The organism is Rhodoplanes sp. SY1 (genome assembly GCF_046000175.1).
GTDB lineage: Bacteria > Pseudomonadota > Alphaproteobacteria > Rhizobiales > Xanthobacteraceae > Rhodoplanes.
In genome coordinates, this window is sequence record NZ_JBEOMB010000013.1 from 1 (window position 1) to 24189 (window position 24189).

18 protein-coding genes are annotated in these 24189 nt (G+C 70.2%); 5 read left to right on the forward strand and 13 right to left on the reverse strand.

What is annotated here, in order from left to right:
• A partial coding sequence (locus ABTU92_RS04965) for a peptide MFS transporter (RefSeq protein WP_408088245.1) occupies window positions 1–692 on the reverse strand: 692 nt, incomplete at its 3' end.
• A gap of 109 nt (window positions 693–801) precedes the next feature.
• Here ABTU92_RS04965 and ABTU92_RS04970 point away from each other — a divergent pair.
• Window positions 802–1338, forward strand: coding sequence for a methyltransferase family protein (locus ABTU92_RS04970; RefSeq protein ID WP_408088247.1), 537 nt, complete (start codon window positions 802–804; stop codon window positions 1336–1338).
• Window positions 1339–1449: 111 nt separating this feature from the next.
• Entirely contained in the window at window positions 1450–1578 is a 129-nt protein-coding gene (locus tag ABTU92_RS04975; RefSeq protein WP_408088249.1) for a hypothetical protein, read from the forward strand.
• A 120-nt stretch (window positions 1579–1698) separates the two neighbouring features.
• Here the strand turns inward: ABTU92_RS04975 and ABTU92_RS04980 are convergent, their stop codons facing one another.
• On the reverse strand, window positions 1699–2544 hold the full coding sequence (locus tag ABTU92_RS04980; protein WP_408088251.1) for an AAA family ATPase: 846 nt from the start codon (window positions 2542–2544) through the stop codon (window positions 1699–1701).
• A gap of 439 nt (window positions 2545–2983) precedes the next feature.
• Here ABTU92_RS04980 and ABTU92_RS04985 point away from each other — a divergent pair, with 439 nt between their 5' ends.
• From ABTU92_RS04985 to ABTU92_RS04995, 3 genes are read left to right on the forward strand one after another with little or no spacing between them, the layout of a single operon-like run.
• A complete protein-coding gene (locus tag ABTU92_RS04985) occupies window positions 2984–4981 on the forward strand; it encodes a flagellar hook-basal body complex protein (RefSeq protein WP_408088253.1) in 1998 nt (665 codons plus the stop codon).
• Between the two features lie 29 nt (window positions 4982–5010).
• Complete coding sequence (gene flgK, locus ABTU92_RS04990; RefSeq protein ID WP_408088255.1) at window positions 5011–6876, forward strand: flagellar hook-associated protein FlgK; 1866 nt, start codon at window positions 5011–5013, stop codon at window positions 6874–6876.
• A 7-nt stretch (window positions 6877–6883) separates the two neighbouring features.
• The gene (locus ABTU92_RS04995) at window positions 6884–9370 is read left to right on the forward strand and encodes a hypothetical protein (RefSeq protein ID WP_408088257.1); all 2487 of its coding nucleotides are present in this window, start codon (window positions 6884–6886) and stop codon (window positions 9368–9370) included.
• Window positions 9371–9420: 50 nt separating this feature from the next.
• Here ABTU92_RS04995 and ABTU92_RS05000 read toward each other — a convergent pair whose 3' ends face one another.
• The 11 genes from ABTU92_RS05000 to ABTU92_RS05050 form a co-directional block, all read right to left on the reverse strand.
• Entirely contained in the window at window positions 9421–9795 is a 375-nt protein-coding gene (locus ABTU92_RS05000; RefSeq protein WP_408088259.1) for a flagellar biosynthesis regulator FlaF, read from the reverse strand.
• On the reverse strand, window positions 9740–10171 hold the full coding sequence (flbT, locus tag ABTU92_RS05005; RefSeq protein ID WP_408088261.1) for a flagellar biosynthesis repressor FlbT: 432 nt from the start codon (window positions 10169–10171) through the stop codon (window positions 9740–9742). The genes ABTU92_RS05000 and flbT overlap by 56 nt, the downstream gene beginning before the upstream one ends.
• 126 nt (window positions 10172–10297) lie before the next feature.
• On the reverse strand, window positions 10298–11191 hold the full coding sequence (locus tag ABTU92_RS05010) for a phosphate ABC transporter substrate-binding protein (RefSeq protein WP_408088263.1): 894 nt from the start codon (window positions 11189–11191) through the stop codon (window positions 10298–10300).
• Window positions 11192–11326: 135 nt separating this feature from the next.
• The gene (flaF, locus tag ABTU92_RS05015; protein ID WP_408088265.1) at window positions 11327–11695 is read right to left on the reverse strand and encodes a flagellar biosynthesis regulator FlaF; all 369 of its coding nucleotides are present in this window, start codon (window positions 11693–11695) and stop codon (window positions 11327–11329) included.
• Between the two features lie 278 nt (window positions 11696–11973).
• Entirely contained in the window at window positions 11974–14250 is a 2277-nt protein-coding gene (locus tag ABTU92_RS05020; RefSeq protein ID WP_408088267.1) for a flagellin, read from the reverse strand.
• 493 nt (window positions 14251–14743) lie between these two features.
• Complete coding sequence (locus tag ABTU92_RS05025; protein ID WP_408088269.1) at window positions 14744–17017, reverse strand: flagellin; 2274 nt, start codon at window positions 17015–17017, stop codon at window positions 14744–14746.
• 456 nt (window positions 17018–17473) lie between these two features.
• Window positions 17474–17893: a hypothetical protein gene (locus ABTU92_RS05030; protein WP_408088271.1), complete on the reverse strand. Its 420-nt coding sequence runs from the start codon at window positions 17891–17893 to the stop codon at window positions 17474–17476.
• A gap of 334 nt (window positions 17894–18227) precedes the next feature.
• The gene (locus ABTU92_RS05035; RefSeq protein ID WP_408088273.1) at window positions 18228–21761 is read right to left on the reverse strand and encodes a hypothetical protein; all 3534 of its coding nucleotides are present in this window, start codon (window positions 21759–21761) and stop codon (window positions 18228–18230) included.
• Window positions 21762–22138: 377 nt separating this feature from the next.
• Complete coding sequence (locus tag ABTU92_RS05040; RefSeq protein WP_408088275.1) at window positions 22139–22627, reverse strand: hypothetical protein; 489 nt, start codon at window positions 22625–22627, stop codon at window positions 22139–22141.
• Window positions 22624–23064, reverse strand: a complete 441-nt coding sequence (locus ABTU92_RS05045; RefSeq protein ID WP_408088277.1) for a rod-binding protein — start codon at window positions 23062–23064, stop codon at window positions 22624–22626. Before ABTU92_RS05045 ends, ABTU92_RS05040 begins: the two co-directional genes overlap by 4 nt.
• Window positions 23064–24179, reverse strand: coding sequence for a flagellar basal body P-ring protein FlgI (locus ABTU92_RS05050; RefSeq protein ID WP_408088279.1), 1116 nt, complete (start codon window positions 24177–24179; stop codon window positions 23064–23066). Before ABTU92_RS05050 ends, ABTU92_RS05045 begins: the two co-directional genes overlap by 1 nt.
• Window positions 24180–24189 lie beyond the last annotated feature (10 nt).

The following is a 24189-nucleotide window of genomic DNA, read 5'->3' on the forward strand; positions in this document are numbered from 1 at the left end:
AAGCCGAGCCCGAGCAGCATCCCGACGCCGGCGGCGCCGAAGCCCCAGTGCCAGCCGGCCGTCTCGCCGAGCGTCCCGCACACCAAGGGCGCCAGGAAGGCCCCGACATTGATGCCGACATAGAAGATCGAGTAGGCGCGGTCGCGGCGCGGGTCGCCCTCGTCGTAGAGGCCGCCGACCTGGGTCACGATGTTCGGCTTGAAGGCGCCGTTGCCGAGGATCAGCGTCAGCAGCGCCGGGAACAGCAGCGTCTCGAACGCCATCATGAAGTGGCCGACCGCCATCAGGGCGGCGCCGAGCACGACGGTGCGGCGCTGGCCGAGCAGGCGGTCGGCCAGGAGCCCGCCGAGCAGCGGCGTCAGATACACGAGCCCGGTGTAGAAGCCGTAGACCCAGGACGCGAAGGCCTGGACGCCGAGCGGCCCGACCAGAACCTCCAGCGCGCCGCGCAGCGCCGTCCAGCCGAGCACCTGCTCGGCCCGCCCCGGCTCCGACAGGTACTTCACCATGTAGAGCACCAGGAGGGCGCGCATCCCGTAATAGGAGAAGCGCTCCCACATCTCGGTGCCGAACAGCACGGCGAGACCGCGCGGGTGGCCGAACAGCTCGCCGGAGCGCGGCGGCGCGGCGGCGTGGTCCTCCGGGCCGGCGGACGTGGAAGGGGCGGGCGAGGGGCTTTGCGCTGGCGGCATCGGGTCTATTCTGGGCGCCGGATCGATCCCGGCCCGCGCGAGGGGGACGGGCCAGTGTAGAGCATGTCCGGACGGCCGGGGAGCCGCCGGCCGGCGCGAGGAGAGGGCGATGGCGGAGGGGCCTGACGCGACCCCGGGAGGCGACCACGAGGCGGATGACACCCGGCCCGACAAGGCTGGCGTGATCGCCCCGCCGCCCGTGATCGCCGCCGTCACGCTGGCGCTCGCCGCGGGCCTCGAGCAGGTCTGGCCGAGCGGCACCGGCCTCCTCGGGTTCGGCGGGAGGCTGGCCGTGGCCGCCGTGCTCGCCCTCGCGGGCGGCGCCCTGGCGGTCGCCGGCGAGCGCCGCTTCTACCAGGCCGGCACCGACGCGCTGCCCTGGCGGCCCGCCACCGCGCTGGTGACCGACGGCATCTACCACCACATGCGCAACCCCATGTATGTCGGGCTCGGGCTGCTGCTGCTCGGCCTCGCGGTCGGCTTCGACTCGGTCTGGCTCCTGGTCCTGATCGCGCCGGCCGGGCTCGTCCTTCATTACGGCGTGGTGCTGCGCGAGGAGCGCTACCTCGCGCGAAAATTCGGCGCGCCTTACCGGCGCTTCCTGGCCGAGGTCCCGCGCTACGGCTGGTTGGTCCGGCGACGCTAGTCGGCTTGCGCCCTCACGTAGAGTTAATCGTCGTGCTCGCGCCGGTAATTGCAATCATGGGTCGTGACCTCCAGCCTCTCCGCCTCGGCTTCACGGCCGGTCGGAGGGCGGATGGCCGGTTGCACGCAAGTGATCGAGGACGGCGAGGGCGGTTATCTCTATTGCTTCGCCAACGACGCCTGGCAGATGTACGCCGACAATCACGGGGCCGTGGCGCTGACGATCGAGCGGATCGCTTGAGGCGGCAGATGCCGGGCGAGCAGGGGGCTGGGCGAGCGGGTGGCCGGACGAGCGGGTGGCCGGGCGAGACGTAACCGGGCTCGCGCGCGGCTGCCGCCCGCCGCGGCGCGTCGCCCGTCCTCAGCGCCCCTCGCGCCGCGCCATGAAGGCGAGGCGCTCGAACAGGTGAACGTCCTGCTCGTTCTTGATCAGCGCTCCGTGCAGCGGCGGGATCAGCTTCTTGGGGTCGCGCTCGCGCAGCATCTCCGGGCCGATGTCCTCGACCATCAGGAGCTTGAGCCAGTCCAGGAGCTCCGAGGTCGACGGCTTCTTCTTCATGCCCGGCACGTCGCGGATCTCGTAGAAGAGCCTCAGCGCCTCGGCGACCAGGCGCTGCTTGATGCCGGGGAAGTGCACCTCGACGATCGCCCGCATCGTGTCCTGGTCGGGGAAGCGGATGTAGTGGAAGAAGCAGCGGCGCAGGAAGGCGTCCGGCAGCTCCTTCTCGTTGTTCGAGGTGATGACCACGATCGGCCGGCGCCGCGCCCGCACCGTCTCGCCGGTCTCGTAGACATAGAACTCCATCCGGTCGAGCTCCTGCAGGAGGTCGTTCGGGAACTCGATGTCGGCCTTGTCGATCTCGTCGATCAGGAGCACCGGGCGCTCGTCGGCGACGAACGCCTCCCACAGCTTGCCGCGCTTGATGTAGTTGCGGATGTCCTTGACCCGCTCGTCGCCGAGCTGGCTGTCGCGCAGGCGCGACACGGCGTCGTACTCGTAGAGGCCCTGCAGGGCCTTGGTGGTCGACTTGACGTGCCACTCGATCAGCGGCGCGCCGACCGCCTTGGCGATCTCGACGGCCAGCACGGTCTTGCCGGTGCCGGGCTCGCCCTTCACGAGGAGCGGGCGCTCGAGCGCGATGGCGGCGTTGACGGCGACCTTGAGGTCGTCGGTGGCGACATAGGCACTGGTGCCGTCGAAGCGCATGTCGGATCCTCGATGTCCGGGTTCTCGCGACAGTAGGGCCGCGACCGGGACGGGGCAAGCGAGGCGGGAGCCGGCCGGTGCTCGGGGGCGTCGTCCGCGGCCGCCCGGAGCGGGCAAAAAAAGTTCGGCGCCTCGGAAAAAATTCGCGCCTGGTTCGGCCGCGGCGGCCGTTTGATGGACATGCGGCCGGAGACAGGCCTCCGCCCGCCCACGGATGTGCGACCCGGCAGGATCGCGCAGCCGCGATCTCCGTTGGACGGAAATATCTGCCGGCCGGCGGCCGTTCTTGCCGGGGCGCGGCCCCGCGACGCGCCGCCCGGACGAGTCTAACCCTTTGAAAAAACGAACTGCAGCCTGTCGGCACAGCGCTTGCTGAACAACCGACAGGGTGCGGGCGCGCAGGGAGTTCGCGTACCGCTCGGCCGAGTGGAGACGACCGATGGGTATCTTTGGCGCGCTGACCACCTCCGTGACGGGCATGCAGGCGCAGTCCTTCGCCCTGCAGAACATCTCCGGCAACATCGCGAACGCGCAGACCACCGCCTACAAGCGCACCGACACGAGCTTCACCGATCTCATCCAGGACAATCAGCCGTCCAAGCAGGTCGCCGGCAGCGTGCAGGCGTCGTCGCGCGGCACCAACACGGTGCAGGGCGACATCCAGACCAGCTCGATCGGCACCTTCATGGCGATCAACGGCGACGGCTACTTCGTCGTGATGAAGCCGACCAACGTGGTCGACAACAACCCGATCTTCTCGGGCGTCAACCAGTACACCCGCCGCGGCGACTTCCAGCCCAACAAGGACGGCTACCTGGTCAACGGCGCTGGCTACTACCTGATGGGCATCCCGGTCGACTCCACCACCGGGAACCTCACGGCCAGCGTGCCGAGCCTGCTGAAGTTCAAGAACGACTTCCTCCCCGCCCAGGCGACCACCGAGGTCTCCTACCGGGCGAACCTGCCGCGCTATCCGTTCACGCCGTCGCACGACACCAAGACGGTCGGCTCCGAGCTGCTGAAGGCGACCGACTTCATCGCCAATCCGCTGGCGGTGTCGCCGCAGCCCGCCAAGATCACCGGCACGGGCGCGACGCTGAGCCCCGACGCCAACGCGCTGCTCACCGGCGCGGCGGTGCTGCCCGGTACGCTGGTGAATGCCGGCACCATCACGGTGAACGGCAACACCGTGACCCTGACCGCCGGCATGACGCCGGCCAACGTCATGGCGGCCATCAACACGGCCGCGAACCCCGCCGTGACGGCCTCGCTCGACGCCTCCGGCAAGCTCGTGCTGCAGAGCGCGGACGCCCGCACCGCGATCGCCATCGGCGGCAGCAACGCCGCGCTGATGACCGAGATCGGCCTGTCGGTCGGCACCACCAATCCGACCAACCTGCTGACCCAGTCGGCGGCGGCGTCCGGCCAGACCCTGACCATCACGATCGGATCGAACCCGACCCTCACCCTCACGTTCGGCACCGGCGGCCTGCCCAACATCCAGACCATGGCCGATCTCGCCACCCAGATCGCGACCCTGACCGGCGGCTCCGCCTCGGTGAACTCGCTCAACGGCAATCTCACCATCACGGCGGCGAGCCTGACCGACGAGATCACGATCGGCGGCGACGCCAACCCGACCATGTTCGGCCTGCGCACCAAGTCGGCGCTGCCGTCGAACCAGACCGTGGTCGGCGACGACGTCACCACCTTCGTGTCGCAGTCGATCGGCGGCGGCGCCATCACGGCCTACGACGTGTCCGGGTCGCAGGCCAACATCCAGCTCCGCTGGGCCAAGATCGACTCCACCACGCTGGGCTCCGGCCACGTCGACACCTGGAACCTGTTCTATCAGGTCAACTCCACGGCCACCGGAAGCGAGACCGCCTGGAAGAATGTCGGCACCAACTTCACGTTCGGGTCCGACGGGCAGATGAACCCGGTGGTGGCGAACCTCACGCTCTCCGACGTGACGGTCGACGGCGCGGCGCTCGGCACCATCTCGCTGAAGTTCGGTGCCGGCGGAATCACCGAGTTCTCCGACCCGAACGGCAACGTCCAGGTCAACCTCTTGACCCAGAACGGCTACGCGGCCGGCGCGCTGCAGACCATCTCGGTCAGCGAGAAGGGCCGCGTGGTCGGCTCCTACTCGAACGGCCGCACCATCGACCTCGCCGAGGTGACGCTCGCCAAGTTCGCCGGCGCCAACTACCTCAAGAAGATCGACGGCGGCGCCTTCGAGGCGACCGACGAGTCGGGAACCGCGGTCTACGGAGCGGCGGGCAAGATCGTCGGCTCGTCGCTCGAGGGCGCCAACACCGACATCGCCGACGAGTTCACCAAGCTGATCGTCACCCAGCAGGCCTATTCGGCCAACACGCGGGTGATCACGACCAGCAACCAGATGATCCAGGATCTGCTGAACATGTTGCGCTGAGCGAGCGCGCGACGGCGGAGGGCACCTAAATGAGTCTCACCCAGGCGCTCCGGACGGCCGCGGCCGGCCTCAATGCGGCGCAGGGCGGGCTGTCGCTCGTCTCCGCCAACGTGGCCAACGCGCAGACGCCCGGCTACACCCGCAAGACGGTCGAGACCGCCACGGTCGCGGCCGGCGGCGATCTGGTCAGCGTCCGGCTGGCCTCCGTCAACCGCCTGGTCGACCAGTACATCCAGAAGCAGCTGCGCACCGAGAGCACGGGCGGCTCCTACGCGACGCTCCGCTCGCAGTTCTACGACCGGCTGCAGAACATCTACGGGGATCCCAACTCGGCGACGTCGCTCGAGTCGGTCTACAACGACTTCACCGAGGCGATCCAGGCGCTCACCACCAATCCGTCCGACTACTCGACGCGCGCCAACGTGCTGTCGACCGGCGTCGCGATGGCGCAGCAGCTCAACAACATGTCGGAGGACATCCAGTCGCTGCGGCAGAACGCCGAGCAGGGGCTGGCCGAGTGCATCGCGAGCGTCAACACCTGCCTCAGAGGGCTGGCGCAGGTCAACAACCAGCTCACCGCGTCGCACGCGGACGATGCGTCGCGCGCGACCATGCTGGACCAGCGCGACTATTATCTCGATCAGCTCGCCGAGCTGATGGACATCCAGGTCACGCACAACGCCGACGACAGCGTCGCGGTGTTCACGAGCTCCGGCATCCAGCTCGCCGGCGCCTCCGCCTCCACCCTGTCGTTCGACGCCCAGGGCATGATCACGGCCGGCGCGCAGTGGAACGCCGACGAGAGCAAGCGACAGGTCGGCACCATCATCGCGACCAACTCGTCGGGCGGCACCATCGACCTGATCGCGTCGCGCTCGATCCGCTCCGGCAAGATCGCCGCCTATCTCGAGATGCGCGACAAGGTCCTGGTCCAGGCGCAGAACCAGCTCGACGAGTTCGCCGCCGCGGTGTCGCGCACCCTTTCGGACGTCACGACGGCCGGCACACCGGCCACCTCGGGCGCGCAGTCAGGCTTCGACGTCGATCTCACCGGGCTCCTCGCCGGCAACTCGGTGAAGGTGAGCTGGATGGACACGCTCACCGGCAGGACCCACACGGCGACCCTGATGCGGGTCGACAATCCGAGTGCGCTGCCGCTGTCGGACAGCCTCACCGCCGATCCGAACGACAAGGTGATCGGCATCGACTTCTCGGGCGGCCTCGCGAGCGCCGTCACCCAGATGAACAAGGCCTTCAACGGCCAGGTGCAGTTCTCAAATCCGGCCGGCAACACGCTGCGCGTCCTCGACGACGGCGCCGCGAGCGTGGCCGACATCGTCGCCGTCACGGTCACCAAGACCCAGACCTCGCTCAGCGGCGGGACCGCGGCGCTGCCGTTCTTCATGGACGGTCCCGACTACTTCTCCGGCGCGGTGGCCGGCACCTATCCGCAGTCGGTCGGCTACGCCGCCCGCATCACGGTCAACCCGTCGCTGCTCGCCGACGTGAGCAAGCTCGTCCAGTTCGACGTCAATACGCCGTCCGGCGACCAGACCCGTCCGACGTTCCTCTACGACAAGCTCGTCAACACCGGGCAGACCTACGTGACCAACACGGGCGTCGGCTCGGACGCCGCGCCCTACAACGGCACGATCGCGTCCTTCCTGCGCCAGGCGATGGCGCTGCAGGGCGAGAACGCCGCCGGCGCCGCCAAGCTCGCCGAGGGCCAGAAGATGGTCGTCGACGCGCTGCAGCAGCGGCTCAACGAAGGCGCCGCCGTCAACATCGACGAGGAGATGACGACGCTCCTCACGTTGCAGACGGCCTACGGGGCCAATGCGCGGGTCTTCTCGGTGGTCAACGAGATGCTCAAGACCCTGCTCCAGATGATGTGAGGCTGCCATGGCGATCACCGGCTTGGGAAGCCAGAGCCTGCTCCAGGTCGAGCGCCTCATCTCGATGCGGCGTCAGCTCGACGATCTGCAGCGGCAGCTCGGCACGCAGAAGCGCTCCAACACCTACGCGGGCATCGGCCTCGACCGTGGCTTGACCGTCGGGCTGCGCACCAAGCTTTCGTCGGTGTCGTCCTACAACGGCTCGATCCAGCAGCTCGAGACGCGGCTGAAGCTGTCGCAGATGGCGCTCACCGACATCGACGCAGCGGCGCGGACCGTGAAGACCTCGATCCCCAAGGCGACCTACGTGCTCTCGCAGAACGGCCGCACCCAGGATCAGGTGACGGCGCAGGGCCAGCTCGACCGCATGCTGGGTGCGCTCAACACCCAGTTCGGCGACCAGTTCATCTTTTCCGGCCTGTCGCCCGACAAGGCCGCGGTGGAGACCACCGACCACATCCTCAACGGGGTCGGGCCGCGGGCCGGGCTGATCCAGCTCATCACCGAGCGCAACCAGGCCGATCTCGGTGCCGCCGGTCTCGGCCGGCTGGTGATCCCGGCGACCACCTCGACCTCCGCGAGCCTGACCGGCACCACGGCGACGCTGGCGCCGGACGCCGCCGCGGTGACGACCGGCACGGCGGACCTCAGCGCGCCGTTCACTTCGGCGGCCGGTGGCACGCTCGACATCGGCGGCGTCAGCGTCACGATCAACGCCGGAGACGACGGTGCCACGATCCGCGACGCCATCAACACGGCCCTGATCGCCGCGGCCGCACCCGCCGCGCCGAGCGTCACGGCGTCGCTCGACGGCGCGAACCATCTCGTTCTCACCGGCGCCGACGCCGACGCCAGCGTCACGATCGGGGCGGGCAGCACGGCCGGCCTCCTGACCGAGCTCGGCCTTTCGGTCGGCACCGCTGCGCCGACCAATCTGCTGACCCAGGCGGGCGGCGTCACGGCCGGGCAGACCTTGTCGGTCGCGATCGGCACCAGCGCCGTCACGGTGACGTTCGGCACCGGTGTCGGCCAGGTGTCGACCATCGCCGAGCTGAACACGGCGCTGTCGGCCATCACGGGCGGCACCGCGGTCGTCGATCCCGCCAACGGCAACCTCACCGTCACGGCGTCGAGCAGCACCGGCGACATCACGATCGGCGGCACGGTGGCGGCGGCGAAGTTCGGCCTCGCGACGACGTCGTCGAAGGCGACCAACGTCGTCTCGATCGGCGAGGACGTCGCCGGCTCCGTGTTCGGCTTCAAGCTCCTGTCGATGGCGACGACGATCCCGGGCGCGACCGCGACGCAGCCGGCGGGCGCACCGCCCGCGATGTCGGTCGACATCGGCGGCACGCTGCCGCGCGACGGCGACACGGTGACGTTCAGCTTCTCGCTTCCCGATGGGACGACGGAAAATCTCGTCCTCACCGCGGTGTCGACGCCCAAGAGCCTGGTCGGCACCGGCGGCTTCGCGGCCCCCGGCCACATCCTGGGCGGGACGCCGGGCGCCATCACGATCCAGACGCCGCTGATGAACGGCGGCGCCGCCGTGACGATCTCGGGGCTCAACGCGAGCGACAGCCCGTCGACCGCGGCGACCAAGATCATGGCGGCGCTCAACTCGCTGCCGGCCGGCAACGGCGGCGTGTCGGTCACCAACGAGGGCGGCCAGCTGGTGTTCAAGTCGGCGGCCGGCGAGCAGATCACGCTGGGCGGCGATTCCGCGACGCTCGACTCGCTCGGCTTCACGGCCGGCAACCGGGTCGGCAACGTCGTCGATCCGCCCAAGGAGAAGAACCAGTTCGCCATCGGCGTCACCGAGGCGGAGACGCTCGCCAACCTCCACACGCTCCTGAACACCTCGGTCGGCACGCTCGCCAAGACGTCGCTGATGGCGGCCTCGGCCGTGCAGGCCTCCAACGAGTTCTTCAACGCCGGCGACGCCACCCCGCCGCAGCGGGTCGATGGCCCGCCCTTCGACACCGCCGTCGCCCTGAAGAACGGCACCACGACCGACACGCTCGCCTGGTACACGGGCGAGGCCGGCGCGACCTCGGCGCGCTCGACCTCGGTCGCGCGCATCGACTCGGAGATCTCGGTCGCCTACGGCATGCGGGCGAACGAGCAGGCGTTCCGGGTGGCGATCGCCAACACGGCCGCGATGGCCGCCGTGACCTTCTCGTCGAGCGACGTGAACGGCGAAGGCCGGTTCTCGGCGCTGATGAGCCGGGTCCAGTCGAATCTCGGCAATCAGCAGGGCGTCCAGAAGATCTCCGACATCACGGCCGATCTCGGCGCCTCGCAGAAGGCGGTCCAGACCGCCAAGGATCGCCACACCCAGACGACCGCGGCGCTGACCGACATGCTGGAGAACATCGAAGGCGTGCCGATGGAGGAATCGAGCGCCATGATCCTCGCCCTGCAGACGAGCCTGCAGGCGTCGCTGCAGACGACGGCGCTGCTCTCCAAGCTCAATCTCGTGAACTACCTGTAGCGGCTCGCGAGGGGTGAGCCGAGGAGGGCGCCGGCCGGGTCCGGCGTCCCTCAGGCGCCCATGAGGCCGTCGGCGATGTCGTGGTTGATGCCGATCAGGGCGGCGAGGCGCTCGGGGCGGGGGTCGGCCGCGAAGGCGACGGTCTGGTGATCGACGAACAGGCCGAGGCTGGCGAGGCTGTGCCGCACCGCGCACGGAAGCGCCGGGTCGGTCGCCACGGTGGCTCCGACGACATCGTGCCAGAGGCGGCGATTGTGGACCAGCGCCGCGTCGATGGCGTCGCGGCTCGCCTGGGCGCCGCTGCGGACCGCGCCCGATTGGGCCGCCTGGAGCCGCCGCGCGGCGTCGAGGAGGAGGAGGGCCTGAACTTCACGCGGAGCGGGCGTGGGGCGCTCCGGACGGCTCGCTGTTTCGATGCAGGGCATGGTCGACCAGCTCCCTCTCGTAGGCGATCAGCTTCTTGGCCTCCTTGAGGGCCTTGTACATCTCGCCTGCCAGGATGTGGTTGTTCACGCTCTCGATCAGCGGCCAGGTGCTCGGCGCCGCCTTGAGAACGTCGCTGACCAGCTTGAAGTAGATCTCGTGATAGGCGCGCGCGTCCTTCGACGTGTACATGAGCTGCACGGCGAGATAGATGCGCTTGGCCGGCGTGTCGGCCGTCTCGGCCGTGAGAATGTCCTTCTCGCGCAGGATCGGCGTCTCGCCCTCGATCAGCAGGCGCGCCCGCTGGTCCGAGTTGGTGATCACGCAGTCGCCGAGAATGATGCGTTCGCCGGGCTTCAGTTCGACCTTCAAGGCCATGGCCGCTCTCCCCCATGAGTCTCACGGATCGTTAACCATCTGGTTTAACGAACCGTTAAGGGGAAAAACGTGCGTGTGTGCAAGGCGTTGGCCGGCGTCTCCGAGGTCCGGAGCGCGCCGCCCGCGTCAGGCGAGGCTGCGGGCCGTGTCGTCGAACAGCGAATCGACGCCGACGCGCTCGGGGATCAGCTTCTGGCGGAACGCATAGTCGATGATCAGCTCGAGCGAGCGACGGTTCGGCTCGATGCCGAAGCGCAGCGCCGCCGTGGCGTCGTCGGTCGGCAGCCCGCCGGCCGCCGTGCTCTCGCGGATCATTCTGTAAAGCTCGCGCACCACGTCGGGGCGGGTGGCGGCGATCTCCTCGCGGAGGACGAGCATGTGGTTGATCGGCACGCCGCCGTGCGACGCCGCCCAACGGTCGTTGGCCGCCTCGGGATCGGGCACCAGGGGCGCGAGGCGCGGATCGGGAAACTTGTCGCCGACGATCGCGGCGTCGAGCGCGCCGTCGAGCAACATCCGGACGAGATCCTCGCCTTCGGCGGCGCGGCGCACGAAGGGCGGATCCTGATAGCCGGCGACGTGGGCGTCCTCGAACGTCACCCAGTCGATGGTCTCGGGGGCGACGCCGTACAGCTCCTCCAGCATGCCGCGCAGCCAGATGCCGGTGGTCTGGCTGTAGGCGCGCACGCCGACCCGCTTGCCGGCGAGATCGCCCGGCGCCAGCGGCCCGCGCTCGGGCAGGTAGGCGATGGTGTGGAGCTGGCCGCGGCCGACCACGGTGGCCGGGATCAGCCGGTAGGGCGCGCCGGCGACGCGGGCCTGCAGGAAGGTGCCGATGGCGAGCTCGCCGAAATCGAAGACGTGCTGGCGGACCATCGGCTTGAAGCCGCGATTGGCGACCGGGATGTCGGCGAAGTCGAACGCCACCAGGTCCGAGGCGACGGCGCCCGACTTGAGCGCCTTGGTATTCGGATGGGTGCCGAGCAGCGTGTGGAGCCGGAGCTTTTCCGGATGGCTCATGTCGTCGTCCCCTCTCGTCCTCGCCCGCCGAGGCCCCGGCAGGGCCCGCCAGAGCGGGTTCTGCCGGTATGGAGGCGGAAAATCAACGGCTTGGACGATGGGGCAGGGTTGCGCCGCGGCGGCGGCGCGTCGCCCTCAGGCCGGCTGGCCGAGCAGGCCGGCGGCGATCTCGCGGTTGATGTTGATCAGCGCGACGAGCGCCTCGGGCCGCGGCTCGCGCTGGATGTCGAGCGTGTGGTTCATCACGAACAGGCCGAGATTGGCGACGTTCTGGCGGATCGCCGCCGGCATCTGGTGGTCCGGGCTCGTGACCGAGGTGAGGAACACGGTCCAGAGCTTGCGATTGTAGAGCAGGGCGTCGAACAGGTCGGAGCGATCCTTCTCCCAGTCCTCGCGGACGTGCTGCAGGCGGGCCGCCGCCTTGAGCAGCAAGCGGGCTTCGAGCTCGCGCGGATTCGCGATCTGCTGCGCCACCTGTCCGTAGGCTTTCGCCGCGCTGTGCATCTCGGGGACTCCTGGTGCCACTGATCGGCAGGACGTCAGTTTTAGCGTCGTGCCGTTAAGACATGTTTATTCAGGCCGCCTGACTTGTGCAGGACGCGCGCCTGGTTCGTGCGGCTCGCGCGTAGCCGCATCGATCTCTTCTGGATCGTTTGGGATGATGTGGACGGCGCGGCGTGCGTCGGCCGGCGATCGTCACGGACCGCGGCGCCTGCCGTCCGGCGTCTCGGCGGTGTCGCGGGGCCGTGGCCCCGCGGTCCGCCGGAGCATGCTCGTCGGCGTCAGCCGAAGAGCCGCAGCACGGCCTGGTTCGCCTGGTTGGCGAGCGAGAGGGCCGTGGTGGAGAGCTGCTGGCGGGTCTGCAGGGCCAGCATGTTGGCGCCTTCCTCGTTGGTGTCCGCCAGGACGAGGTTGTCGGCGCCGATCTGCAGCGTGTTCACCATCTGCTTGGTGAAGTCCTGCCGCACCTGCACGGTCGACAGGTTCGAGCCGAACTTCGAGGCCTGGGTGCGCAGCGTGGTCAGCGCCGTGTTGATCGACTCGATCACCTGGTCGACGATCGTGTTGTCCTGGAAGGACGCGCCGTTCTGCTTGTTGAGGCCCAGGTTCGAAGACGAGTAGGTGACGCCCGTGATGGTCAGCGAGCTGGTGCCGCGCTCGTTGAAGGTGATCTTGAGGTCGTCGCCGTTGAGCAGGTTGATGCCGTTGTAGGAGGAGTCCTTCGACAGCCCGTCGATCTGGTTGAGGACGTCGTTGAAGTCCTTCTGCAGGCTCTCGCGGGTCGAGTTCGCCGTGCCCTCGTGCTTGACGCCCTTGAGGGTCTGGGCGCTGGTGCCCAGCGCCGTGACCGTGTTGGTCGAGCCGCCGATCGCGAGCGTCGTCTGGCTGGTGCCCTCGGCCAGGCTGATCGTGTAGGCCGTGCCGGTCACGCTGGTGGTCACGCCGGACAGGTTGGAGAGCGCCGCCGTGAACTCGGCGAGCGTCGACACCTGGGTCGTGCCCTTGCCGAACGTGATGGTCTGGGCGGCGCCGCCGTTGGCCGACACCGTGAACACGTCGCCCTCGGCGCCGCCGGCCGCGATCAGGCGGTCCATCAGGCTGGTCGAGGCGTAGCTGCCGGCCGTCATGTTGAGGGCCGTGGTGGCGACGCCCGCGGCGATCGAGAAGTCGACGTCGGCCGACTTGGCGACGATCTTCAGCTTGCCGGCCTCGTTGGTGATGTCGAGGTTGGCCCCGAGCATCGCGTTGGCCTTGAGCTTGGTGACCACGGAGTCGAGATCGTCGGTACCGGCGAGGCCGACCGTCTGTGTCTGCGGGCCGGTGCCGTCGTTGGGGTCGACCGTGATGGCGATATTGGTACCGGCGGCGAGGTCGGTGTCGATCTCGCCCAGCGTCAGGTCGCTGTTGAAGGTCTTGCTGAGCAGCGAGCCCATGCCGCCGCGGGCGCCGGTGCCGAAGTTGTAGTCGGCCTCGGCGAGACTGAGCCCCAGCGCGTCGGCGACGCCGACGTCGGACAGCGCGAAGCCGATCGAGTTGCCGGTCGCTGCGCCGAGGCCGAGCGAGAAGGTGGTGCCGCTGATCGATGCCGTGGCCGCGCCGCGGTTCGAGTTGATCCAGGAGTTCAGCTCGGCGAGCGTCGACACCATGCCGCCGCCATGGCCGAACGTGACGGTCTTGTCGGCCTGGCCGGAGACCTTGAGGATCATGTTCGAGGTGCCGAGCGTGCCGCCGTTGTCGATGACGTTGTCGAGCAGGCTCTGCGAGTTGTGGGTCGTCGCGGTGAGACCGACGGCGGTCAGGGTGGCGGCCGTGGAGCCGGAGCCGGCGGCGCTGATCGAGAAGTCGACGTCGGCCGAGGCCGCGGTCAGCACCAGCTGGTGACCGGCGCTCTCGGTGATGTTGATGTACTGGTCGAGCGTGTCGCCGGGCGTGCCGGACGTGGTGGCGTCGAACACCGCCTGGGTGGCGGCGAAGTCCGCTTCGGTGCCGGCCAGGTTGACGTTGAACGTCTTGGCGACGCCCGCCACCGTGATGCGGATCTGCACCGTGCCGGCCGCGCCGGCGCCGCCCGGACCGGCCGACAGGTCGGCCGTGCCGGTCTTGGTGCCGATCGTCTCGGCCATGTTGGTGAAGGACAGGTTGACGGCCTTCGCCGACAGGTCGTTGGCGCCGCCGGCGATCGCCGATCCGATCACCTCGGTTGGCAGCGAGCCGGTGATGCTCAGCGCGTCGTAGGTGGCGGCCGGAGCCGTCGCCGAGCGAGCCTGCTGGGCGATCGACTTCGCCGACTGCACCAGCTTGGTCAGCGACGTGATGCCGTTGTTGGCGGCCTCGATGGTCTTGATCCCTTGCGCGATCGAGTCGAGCAGGGAGCTCAGGTCGCCGGCGCGATCGCTGAGCGACTGCGAGGTGAAGAAGTTCGACGGGTTGTCGAGCGCGGAATTGACCTTCTTGCCGGTGGCGAGACGGTTCTGGGTGGTCGCCATCAGGTCCGCGGTGGCCTGCAGCGACAGCAGGTTCTGGCGGACGCCGGCGGACAGGGTGATGTTGGACGACATGGAAGCCTCTCCGTCGAAATCTCGGACCGGCGCGGAGGGCTCGCGGGTGGAGATTCGCGCCAGCCTCTTGCCGAACGTGGAGAGGTTAAGGTCGAGATCGTTAACGCCTCGATAACGACGTTGAAAAATGTGCGCCTGGATTCGGCTTTCTTTACGTATAAGCAATTTTTGCCGGGTCGGCTCCGGCGGGCCGGCAATCCCGGCCGCGCGACGCCCGTCGCGACGGCCGGCGGAGAGCCGCGACCGGGCGCTCGCGGGCGCCAAGTCGCGCGCGGCAACAGCTTCGGATCGTTGAAGAATCTGGAATTTGCCGGACCGTCGGGCGGGGGCTTTCGACGTCGGGACCGGGGCCGGGTGCGGCCGGCGCGGGTCGCTCGCGACGCCGCGGTCGCGGTCCCCTCTCGGTCGCCCGGCGGCGCCGCCGGGCGGTCCATAAAAAGTAAACGGCGGGGCCGAAGCCCCGCCGTCCGTGTTTGTGCGTAGACCGAGAGACTCAGAACAGCCGCAGCACGGCCTGGTTCGCCTGGTTGGCGAGCGAGAGGGCCGTGGTGGAGAGCTGCTGGCGGGTCTGCAGGGCCAGCATGTTGGCGCCTTCCTCGTTCGAGTCGGCGAGAACGAGGGCGTCGGCACCGATCTGCAGGGTGTTCACCATGCTCTTGGTGAAGTCCTGCCGGGTCTGGACCGTCGTCAGGTTCGAGCCGAACTTCGACGCCTGGGTGCGGAGCGACGTCAGGGCGTCGTTGATCGCCGAGATGGTCTCGTCGATCTTCGCGTTGTCCTGGAACGTGGTGCCGTTCTGCTTGTTCAGGCCGAGGTTGGAGGCGTTGTAGGTGACGCCCTTGATGGTCAGCGACGAGGAGTTGTCCTCGTTGAAGGCCACCTTGAGATCGTCGCCGTTGAGGAGGTTGATGCCGTTGTAGGAGGCATCCTTCGACAGGGCGTCGATCTGCGACAGGACGTCGTTGTAGTCCTTCTGCAGGCTCTCGCGGGTGGCGTTCGGATCACCCTCGTGCTTCACGCCCGACTTGGTCTGGGCGCTGGTGCCGATCGCCGCGAGCGTGTTGGTGGCGCCGCCGATGGTCAGCGTCGTCTGGCTGGTGCCCTGCGCGACACCGACCGAGAACGCCGAGCCGGTGACACTCGCGGTGACGCCGGACAGGTTGCCGATCGCCGAGGTGAACTCGGCAATGGTCGAGACCTCGCCGACACCCTTGCCGAACGTGATCGTCTGGGCCGCGCCGCCGTTGGCCGCCACCGTCATGGTGTCGCCCTCGGTGCCGCCGCCGGCGATGACCTGGTCGAGCAGGCTGGTCGAGTTGTAGGAGCCGGCCGTCATGTTGAGGGCCGTGGTGGCGGTGCCGGCGGCGATCGAGAAGTCGACGTCGGCGGTCTTGGCGACCAGCTTCAGCTTGCCGGCCTGGTTGGTGATGTCGAGGTTGGCGTTCAGGGTCGCGTTGCCCTTCAGCTTCGCCACGACGGCGTCGAGGTCGTCGGTGCCGGCGAGACCGACCGTCTGGGTCTGCGCTCCGTTGCCGTCGTTGGCATTGACGGTGATGGAGATGCTGGTCCCGTTGGCGAGGTCGGTATCGATCTCGCCGAGCGTCAGGTCGCTGTTGAACGACTTCGACAGCGCCGAGCCCATGCCGCCACGGGCGCCGGTGCCGAAGTTGTAGTCGGCGGTCGCCGCGCTGAGGCCGAGCGCCGTGGTGACGCCGACATCGGTCGCGTTGAAGCCGATCGCATTGCCCGCCCCGGCCGCCAGGCTCATCGAGAACGTGGTGCCGGAGATCGAGCCGGTCGCCGCGCCGCGATTGCTGTTGATCCAGGTGTTCAGCTCGGAGATGGTCGAGACCTGACCACCGCTGTTGCCGAACGTGACGGTCTTGTCGGTCTGGCCGGTGACGCTCAGCACGAGGCTGGACGTGCCCGCCGTGCCACCATTGGCGGTGACCTGGTCGAGCAGGCTGGTCGAGTTGTGCGTCGTGGCGGTCAGGCCGACGGCCGTCAGGGTGGCGGCGGTCGAGCCGGAGCCGGCGGCGCTGATCGAGAAGTCGACATCGGCCGAGGCCGCGGTCAGCACGAGCTGGTGGCCGGCGCTCTCGGTGATGTTGATGTACTGGTCGAGCGTGTCGCCCGGCGTGCCGGACGTGGTGGCGTCGAACACCGCCTGGGTGGCGGCGAAGTCGGCCTCGGTGCCGGCCAGGTTGACGTTGAACGTCTTGTCGACGCCCGACGCGGTGATCCGGATCTGCACCGTGCCGGCCGCGCCGGCGCCGCCCGGACCGGACGACAGGTCGGCCGTGCCGGTCTTGGTGCCGATCGTCTCGGCCAGGTTGGTGAACGACAGGTTGACGGCCTTCGCCGACAGGTCGTTGGCGCCGCCCGCGATGGTCGAGGAGATCGTCTCGGAGGGGAGCGTGCCGGTGACGTTCAGGGCGTCGTAGGTGGCGGCCGGAGCCGTCGCCGAGCGGGCCTGCTGGGCGATCGACTTCGCGGACTGCACGAGCTTGGTCAGCGAGGTGATGCCGTTGTTGGCCGCGTCGAGCGTCTTCACCGCCTGGCCGATCGAGTCGAGGAGCGAGTTGAGGTCGCCCGCCCGGTCGCTGAGCGACTGAGAGGTGAAGAAGTTCGACGGATTGTCGAGAGCCGAGTTGACCTTCTTGCCGGTGGCGAGACGGTTCTGCGTCGTCGCCATCATGTCCGCAGTCGACTGCAGCGAGAGCAGGTTCTGACGGACGCCGGCCGAGAGGGTGATACCGGAAGCCATGGAATTCAACCTTTCTGGTTGTGTGCCGTACTGGCGGTGGAGCTTCGACCTTCATGGTCGCCGGCCGTGATCGCACGGCGGGCCGTAAACAAGCGTAAATACGGCCCGTTAATTCCCGCCTAATTTCGGCTCTCCGCCGGGCGACCGAACACATTGGTTTCGATTAGGTTTTCATTAAGCATACGGGGCCGCGAGACGGCGGCTCGATGCGCGCTGCGCGCGCCCTGCGACGACGTCCGCGCGGCGATATCCACGCGGCGATGCGCACGAGGAACCGGCGGGCGGGGAGCGGTGGCGCAGACGCGACGGCGTCGCGGCGCAGGCGGTCGATCGGCGCGCGACAAGCTCGGGCGGCGCGGAGGACGGGGCGTGACGTGCGGCGCGAGGAGAGAGACGGCGCGGGCCGAGCGCGGCACGTGGAGAGACCAGTGAGGAAGCGGGCCGACCTTGGCCGGATCAGACCTGCAGGTCGGCGTGCATCAACACGTCGGCCGCACTCCTGCCTTCCTCGAGCGCCTTGTTGTAGGCGCGCATGCGCATCAGCGCCTCGTCGGGCACCTGGCGGAGCACCTGGCGGGAGCGCGAGTCGATCACCCGGAAGATCACCTCCCGGGTCTCGGGGTTGAGGACCACCACGCGGGTGGTCTGCTCGGCGGCTTGGCGCATCTGGGCGGCGAGCGGCTGCTCCTGGGACGGAGGATTGCCGTTCTGGCCGAGGTCCGGGTCCGTCGAGGTGGACTTGCTGGCGCCGAGTGCGGCGACCGTCTGGTGCTCGGGGAGCACGGTGGGAACGGCCGGGGCCTCGACCGCCATGGGCCGCGCATGGTCGCCCATCGGGGCGACGCTCTGCGGCCTTATGGTGAGGCTCGTGTCCATGTGACGTCCTACCGGTGGGGCCGAACGTTCTGTCGGCTCCACGTTTTCCACCTTCCAATCCCATACTCATAAATGCTGCGCATTAAGGTCTTGTTAGAAAAGATGGTTATCGGGAAATACTTGGATGCGTAAAATTTTAACGAGTTCCGGTGCAGCCGCGGCGGGGCGGGCGAGTCGCGGTGCCGCCGGCGCCGGGGAGACGGCGCGACAGGGAGCGAGCGATCGCCGGCGTCCAGGACGGCATCACCGCCGCGCCGTCGGCCCCGCCGGAGGGGCAGGGACCGGCCCAAGCCCTCGGCGGCGACGTCCGCCGAGGGGCGGCCGAGCGGCCGGATCAGCGCGGCCCGGTGCCGTCCGCAGGCCGGCTCGGCCGGGATGGGCCGGGCCGGGCCTCCGGTTGCGGCCGTGGGGGCCGCTGGATCGGCGGACGCTCGGGGGTCGGCCGGGCTGCCGGCTCGGGCCGACAGCGCGGCGGCCGTCCGGTCGTTCCCGGCGGGCATTCGCGCACGATCGGCTTGCACCGCGGCGGCGTCCCGGTCGTGCCGGGCGGGCACGCGGGCGGCCGGCAGCGTCCCGGCGCTCCGACCAGCGGCGGCCGGCAGCGGCAGTTCGGCGGCTCGCCGACGCTGTCCGGCGGGCACCGCACGATCGGCTTGCACCGCGGCGGCGTCCCGGTCGTGCCGGGCGGGCACGCGGGTGGCCGGCAGCGCCCCGGCGCTCCGACCAGCGGCGGCCGGCAGCGGCAGCTCGGGAAGCGGCCGATGCTGTCGGGCGGGCAGGCGCCGATGTCGGGCGGCAGGCATCGCCGGCCGTCCCAGCGCTGGCCGGGCGGGCAGCAGTTCGGCCACACGCCGGTCCGGTTCGGCCCACAGGTCTGCTCCGGTGTGCCGACGCAGCGCCCGCGCCGCTCGACCGTGCCGGGCGGACATTCGCACCGGCGGCCCGTCCACACGCGGCCCTCAGGACAGATCGACAGGCAGGCACGGCGCCGCGCGTCCCAGCGTTGGCCGGGCAGGCAGCGTGCGGGATCGGCGCCCGGGTCGGGGACGAGCCGCTGCTCCGGCGGGATCGGCGTCACCCGCGGCACGCACTGGCCGCCGCGCGGGACGGTGGCGGGCGAGCAGCAGACGCCGGCCGTCGTCATCTGGCCGGCGAGGCAGCACTGGCCGTCGCCGGTGGGGACATAGCCGCTGGCGCAAGCCTGCACCGGCCGACCGACCAGGCGAATCGTCCAGCACGCCCGCTTCGTGGTGGCGCCGCCGGGCTGCCCGGGGCCGGTGGTCGCCGGCGGGGTCTCCTGCGGCCGCTGGCGGGCCTGCGTCCGGTCGGGGTCGCCGGGCCGTCCCGGCGGCGAGAGCGGTCCGGCCGCGGCCAGCCACTCGAGATCGCCGCACGCGGTCCGCTCGATCGGGGCCGGGGGCGGTGCCGTGATGTCGGGGGCGACGCGCCCCTCGAACTGGATCGCGACCTGGTCGCCGGCCGCGAGCCCGCAGTCCTCGACGCTGCAGGTGACGACGTCACCGGCCTTCCGGCAGGCGACGGCCGAGGCGGGGCAATGGCGTCCCGTGCTGGTGACCCGCGGCGCGGCGAAGGCCGAGCCCGGCGGCAGCGTGATCCGCTGCGTCAGCGACCCGCGGCCGAATCCGCCGCGACCCGTGACCGTGAACTCGAAGCGAGAGCAGTTGGGCGGGATGCACGGCCCGCTTCCGGTCGCGACATAGTCGAGGAACCACTGCGGCGGAACGACGATGCCGGGATTGCACTGGCCGGCCGCGTCGGGTCCGGTCCCGTTCACGCAACAGCGGCGGACGCCGCTCCAGGAGATCTGCCCGGCGGGGCAGAGCTGGGCGCAGACTCCATCGAGGCCGACCTGCTGGCCGGCCGGGCAGGTGAGCTGCGTCGCGGTCGGCACGCAGGTCCGGTCGCTCCACCACCAGAACTGGCCCACCGGGTTGGCGGCCGAGGCGACCACCTCGGTCCACCCGGCCGGGCAGGTCTTCAGCGGAGACTTCGGGCATTTCCAGCACAGCTCGGACGCCGGAGGGCAGCCGGCGATCTGAACCGGCGGCGTGCCGTTCCAGCAGATGCCGTTGGGCCGTGGCAAGCCGGTCGGCTGGAACCCCTGCAGGCAGGCCGAAGCATCCGGGTCGGTGAGCGATCCGTTGGCGCAGGGCGACCGGCAGGCGCCGGTCGGCCCCGGAATCTGGTTGAGCGGGCAGCACTGGAGCCCGTTCTCCTCCAGATGCGTGCCGACCGGACACAGCGGCGGTGGCGGCCACGGACCGTCCGGCCACCACGGCCCGAACGGGCCGTCCGGGCCAGGCCCGATGGGACCGGTGCCGGGCGGCAGGTCCGGCATGCCCGGCCACGGGAATGCAGCCTGCTGCCCCGGCCCGGGGGTCGGCGGCGGCTCGCCGATCGGCGCGGGCGCCGGCGGTGGCCCGGCGACCGTCGGCGTGCAGGTGCGGAACACGAGCAGGCCACCCATCCAGCCGCGGATCGCCGGGTCGTCGAGCCTCTCGTCGAAGTCGATCGCCCAGATGGCGTCGGCGCCGTCGGGCCGGCCGACGAGGCCGTTCACCGCATGCGGGGTGCCCAGCGCCAGCTTCTCGCCGGTCCACCAGACGCTGCCCGCGCACACCGCCGGGTCGCGCCGGCCGGCCGCGTCGTAGCCGGAGCCGACCGCGATGCCGCCGTTGCCGTGCAGGGTCGGATCGAGCCCCTCGGCAGGATCGCCGGCCGCCGGCTGCCAGCGCGCGCCGCCACCGGTCGCGGGGTCGAACCGCAGCACCCGGCCGGCGCCCGACAGCGTCAGGGCGACGAAATCGTAGGCCCCGCTCGGGGCGACCCGCTCGGCCAGCAGCATGCGGCCGCGGTCGTCGAAGGTGATGCCGGCGATCTCGCTCGGCGACGGCCCGGGCGGCACGCTCAGCTCGAGGCGCGCGTCGTTGCCGAAGCGGCCGTCGGTCGCGAGCGACACCGACCAGATCTGCAGACCCTCGGCGACGCTGTAGAACAGGCGCCGGCCCTGCAGCGCGACGGCGAACACCCGCCGTGCCGGCGGCGCGAGACCCCAGGTCGCCGGATCGCCCGGACGGAACGCCGGGTTCCGGATGTCGAGTCGCCCGGACGGATCGTAGGGCACCGGCGGCAGGGCGGCGGCGGCGCGCCCCGTGGTGCCGTGGTCGTAGCGCCCGCCCTCGACGCCGCCGGTGTCGATGCGGTGGATCATGCCGGTCGCCCGGTCGACCACCAGGAGCGAGTCGGATTCGGGATCGAAGGCGAGGGCGCCGAGCGCCGGGCCGGGATTGGCGACGCCGTCGAGGGCGACGGTGGCGTGCGCCGTCACGGCGCCGGTCGTGCCGTCGATCCGCCAGATCGTGCCCGGTCCGCCGTCGGGACCGAACACCCCCGTCATGAAGGCCGCATTGGCCGCGCCTTGCAGCAGCCGGTCCCGCTGGCCGTCGCCGTCGATGTCCGGACCGGTGATCGGCAGTCCGTAGAGCGAGGTCGCGGCGGCGTAGAGATTGGGAGGCGAAGCGCGGTCGAGCGCGACGCCGAACACCTGCCCGATCTGCGCGGCCGTGACCGTGAACGGCTTCGCCGCCTGGACGAGCTGGCCGGACGGCGGCGCTCCCGGCGCCTGCAGGTCGATCACCCGCAGCACCGCGCCGTTGCCGTCGATCACGCGGGTGTCGTCGGGATCGGCACCGGGGGCGATCCGGGTCGGCGCGAGCGTGCCGGAGAAGCCGGTCGCGACGGCGTTGCCGTCACCGACGAGACCCTGGGCCCGAGACCCGACCGTCCCGGCCACCCAAGCGAAGAGCACGGCGGCGATCAGAGCGACCGCGGACCTGTACCTTGCCATGTCGACCTCCATCCGGTGGGGTCGACCGTCCCGTGCGCCTCTGAAGGTCCGGCACGTCCCGGACCGCGTTCGACGATTTCCGATCGGTCCGCACGGGCAAGACGGCCGGCTCCGTCCTCGCACGCCAGCGGCAGATCCTGTCGCCGCCGCCGAACGAAATCGACGGTCGCGCGCAGAAGGACTGCCCGGGCACAATCAGCTTCGGGACGAAATCTCGCGCGGGTTTCCATGCCCGTGTCTTGATCGGTATCAGGTGACCGATCACGTTCGTGCGAACGGCGGGACGCGCACAGCCGGGATGGCGGATGCCGGAACGTCGCGACGCGGCGACGCGGCTCGCGACGAGGCGGTTCGTGACGACGCGGCGCGCGGCGACCTCACAGCGTCCGGCTGACCGCCAGCGGCCTCACGTGGCGCGAATCGGGCATCGGCGTGCGGCCGGAGGCGCCGTAGGTTTGCGGGCTGGCGGTGCGGGTGAGCTCGCCGGCGACGCCGCGCACGATGCCCTCCGACACCGCGTGCGCCGTGGCGAGCGCCGTCAGATTGCTCTGCAGCCGGTCCTGGAAGGCGGCATGGCGCGCCTTCACGGCGGGAAGCTCGCCGCCGAGCTCGCCGCGCAGCCGGGGCAGGCTGTCGCGCAGCCGCAGGCTGCCGGACAGATAGCGCCGCGCATATCCGGTCTTGGTCGGCGAGAGCCGCGCCACCTCGGACAGCTTGCCGGCCCGCACCAGCCGGTCCTCCTCCTCGATCACCTCGACGAGCGCCGTGATGGTCTCGTCGAGCATGCGGATCACGTCGCGCGCCTCGTCGACGGACGTGATCGCACGCGGCGGGGTCTCCTGGACGGCGGCGGCCTGGTCGGTCATTGGACGCTCCCCTTGGTCTTCGCGATGGTCGGCATGGCGGTGGTGGTCGTGGCCGCGTAGGAGGCGGCGGCCGCGCCGGCGCCGCGCGAGGCGGCGGCCTCCTGCTGGTTCAGGAGCTGTGCGTAGACCTGCTCGGCGATGCCGATGCCGCCGGCCTTGACGGTCGACTTGGCGTACTCGTCGATCAGGAACGAGCGCCACATGCCGGCACCCGGACCGTTGCCGAGCGGACCGTCCTCGCCGACGCCGGTGAACATCGTCTGCATCATCTGATTGAGGAACACCGCCTCGAAGTCCTGGGCCTGGGTCCAGGCCTTCTCGGCCGCCGTCTTCGCCGGCGCGGTGCGGCTGGCGCCGCCGGCGGAGACCGGCAGGCCACCGGACCTGATCTGGTCGGCCGTCAGCGCGGCCGCGGCGGGAATGCTCGCCGTGCTCATCACATCACCTCCAGGTCGGCCTGGATGGCGCCGGCCGCCTTGATGGCCTGCAGGATGGCGATCAGGTCGCGCGGACCGATGCCGAGCGCGTTGAGCCCGTCGACGAGCTGCTGCAGCGACACGCCCTCGCGCACGACGGCGAGCTTGTGGCCGTCGTCGGTCGCCGTGACGTTGGTCCGCGGCACCACGACGGTGCGGCCTTCCGAGAACGGCGCCGGCTGGCTCACCTCGGGCGATTCGGTGATCGTCACGGTGAGGTTGCCCTGCGCCACCGCCACCGTGGAGACGCGCACGTCGCGGCCCATCACGATGATGCCGGAGCGCTCGTCGACGATGATGCGGGCGAGCTGGTCGGGGACGATCTGGAGCTGCTCGATCTCGGTCAGCATGGCGACGACGTTGCCGGTGTACTCCTTCGGCACGGTCAGCTGCACGGTCGACGGGTCGATCGGCTCGGCCACCGGCATCGCCAGGAAGTCGTTGATCGCCGCGGCGATGCGCTTGGCCGTGGTGAAGTCGGGATTGCGCAGCGCGAGCCGCACCTGGGTGAGCCGGTTCAGCGCGAAGTCGATCTCGCGCTCGATGATCGCGCCGTTGGCGATGCGGCCGACGGTCGGCACGCCGCGCACGATCTTGGCGGCCTCGCCCTCGGCCATGAAGCCGCCGATGGCGAGCGAGCCTTGCGCCACCGCGTAGACATTGCCGTCGGCGGCGAGCAGCGGGGTGATCACCAGGACACCGCCCTGCAGGCTCTTGGCATCGCCCAGCGCCGAGACGGTGACGTCGACCCGGGTGCCCTGGGTCGAGAACGGCGGCAGGTTCGCCGTCACCATCACGGCCGCGACGTTGCCGGTGCGCAGCGTCTGGCCGCGGATGTTGACGCCGAGGCGCTCGAGCATCGCCTGCAGCGACTGCTTGGTGAAGGGCGAGTTATTGATGGTGTCGCCGGTGCCCTGCAGGCCGACGACGAGGCCGTAGCCGATGAGCTGGTTCTGCCGGACCCCCTCGACATTCGCGAGGTCCTTGATGCGCGACGTGGCGCCGGCCGGCGACCCTGCGAAGAGGGTCGCGGCGAGCGTGATCGCGGCCAGTGCGCAGTGGAGAAGGGTCCGCATCGCATGCTCC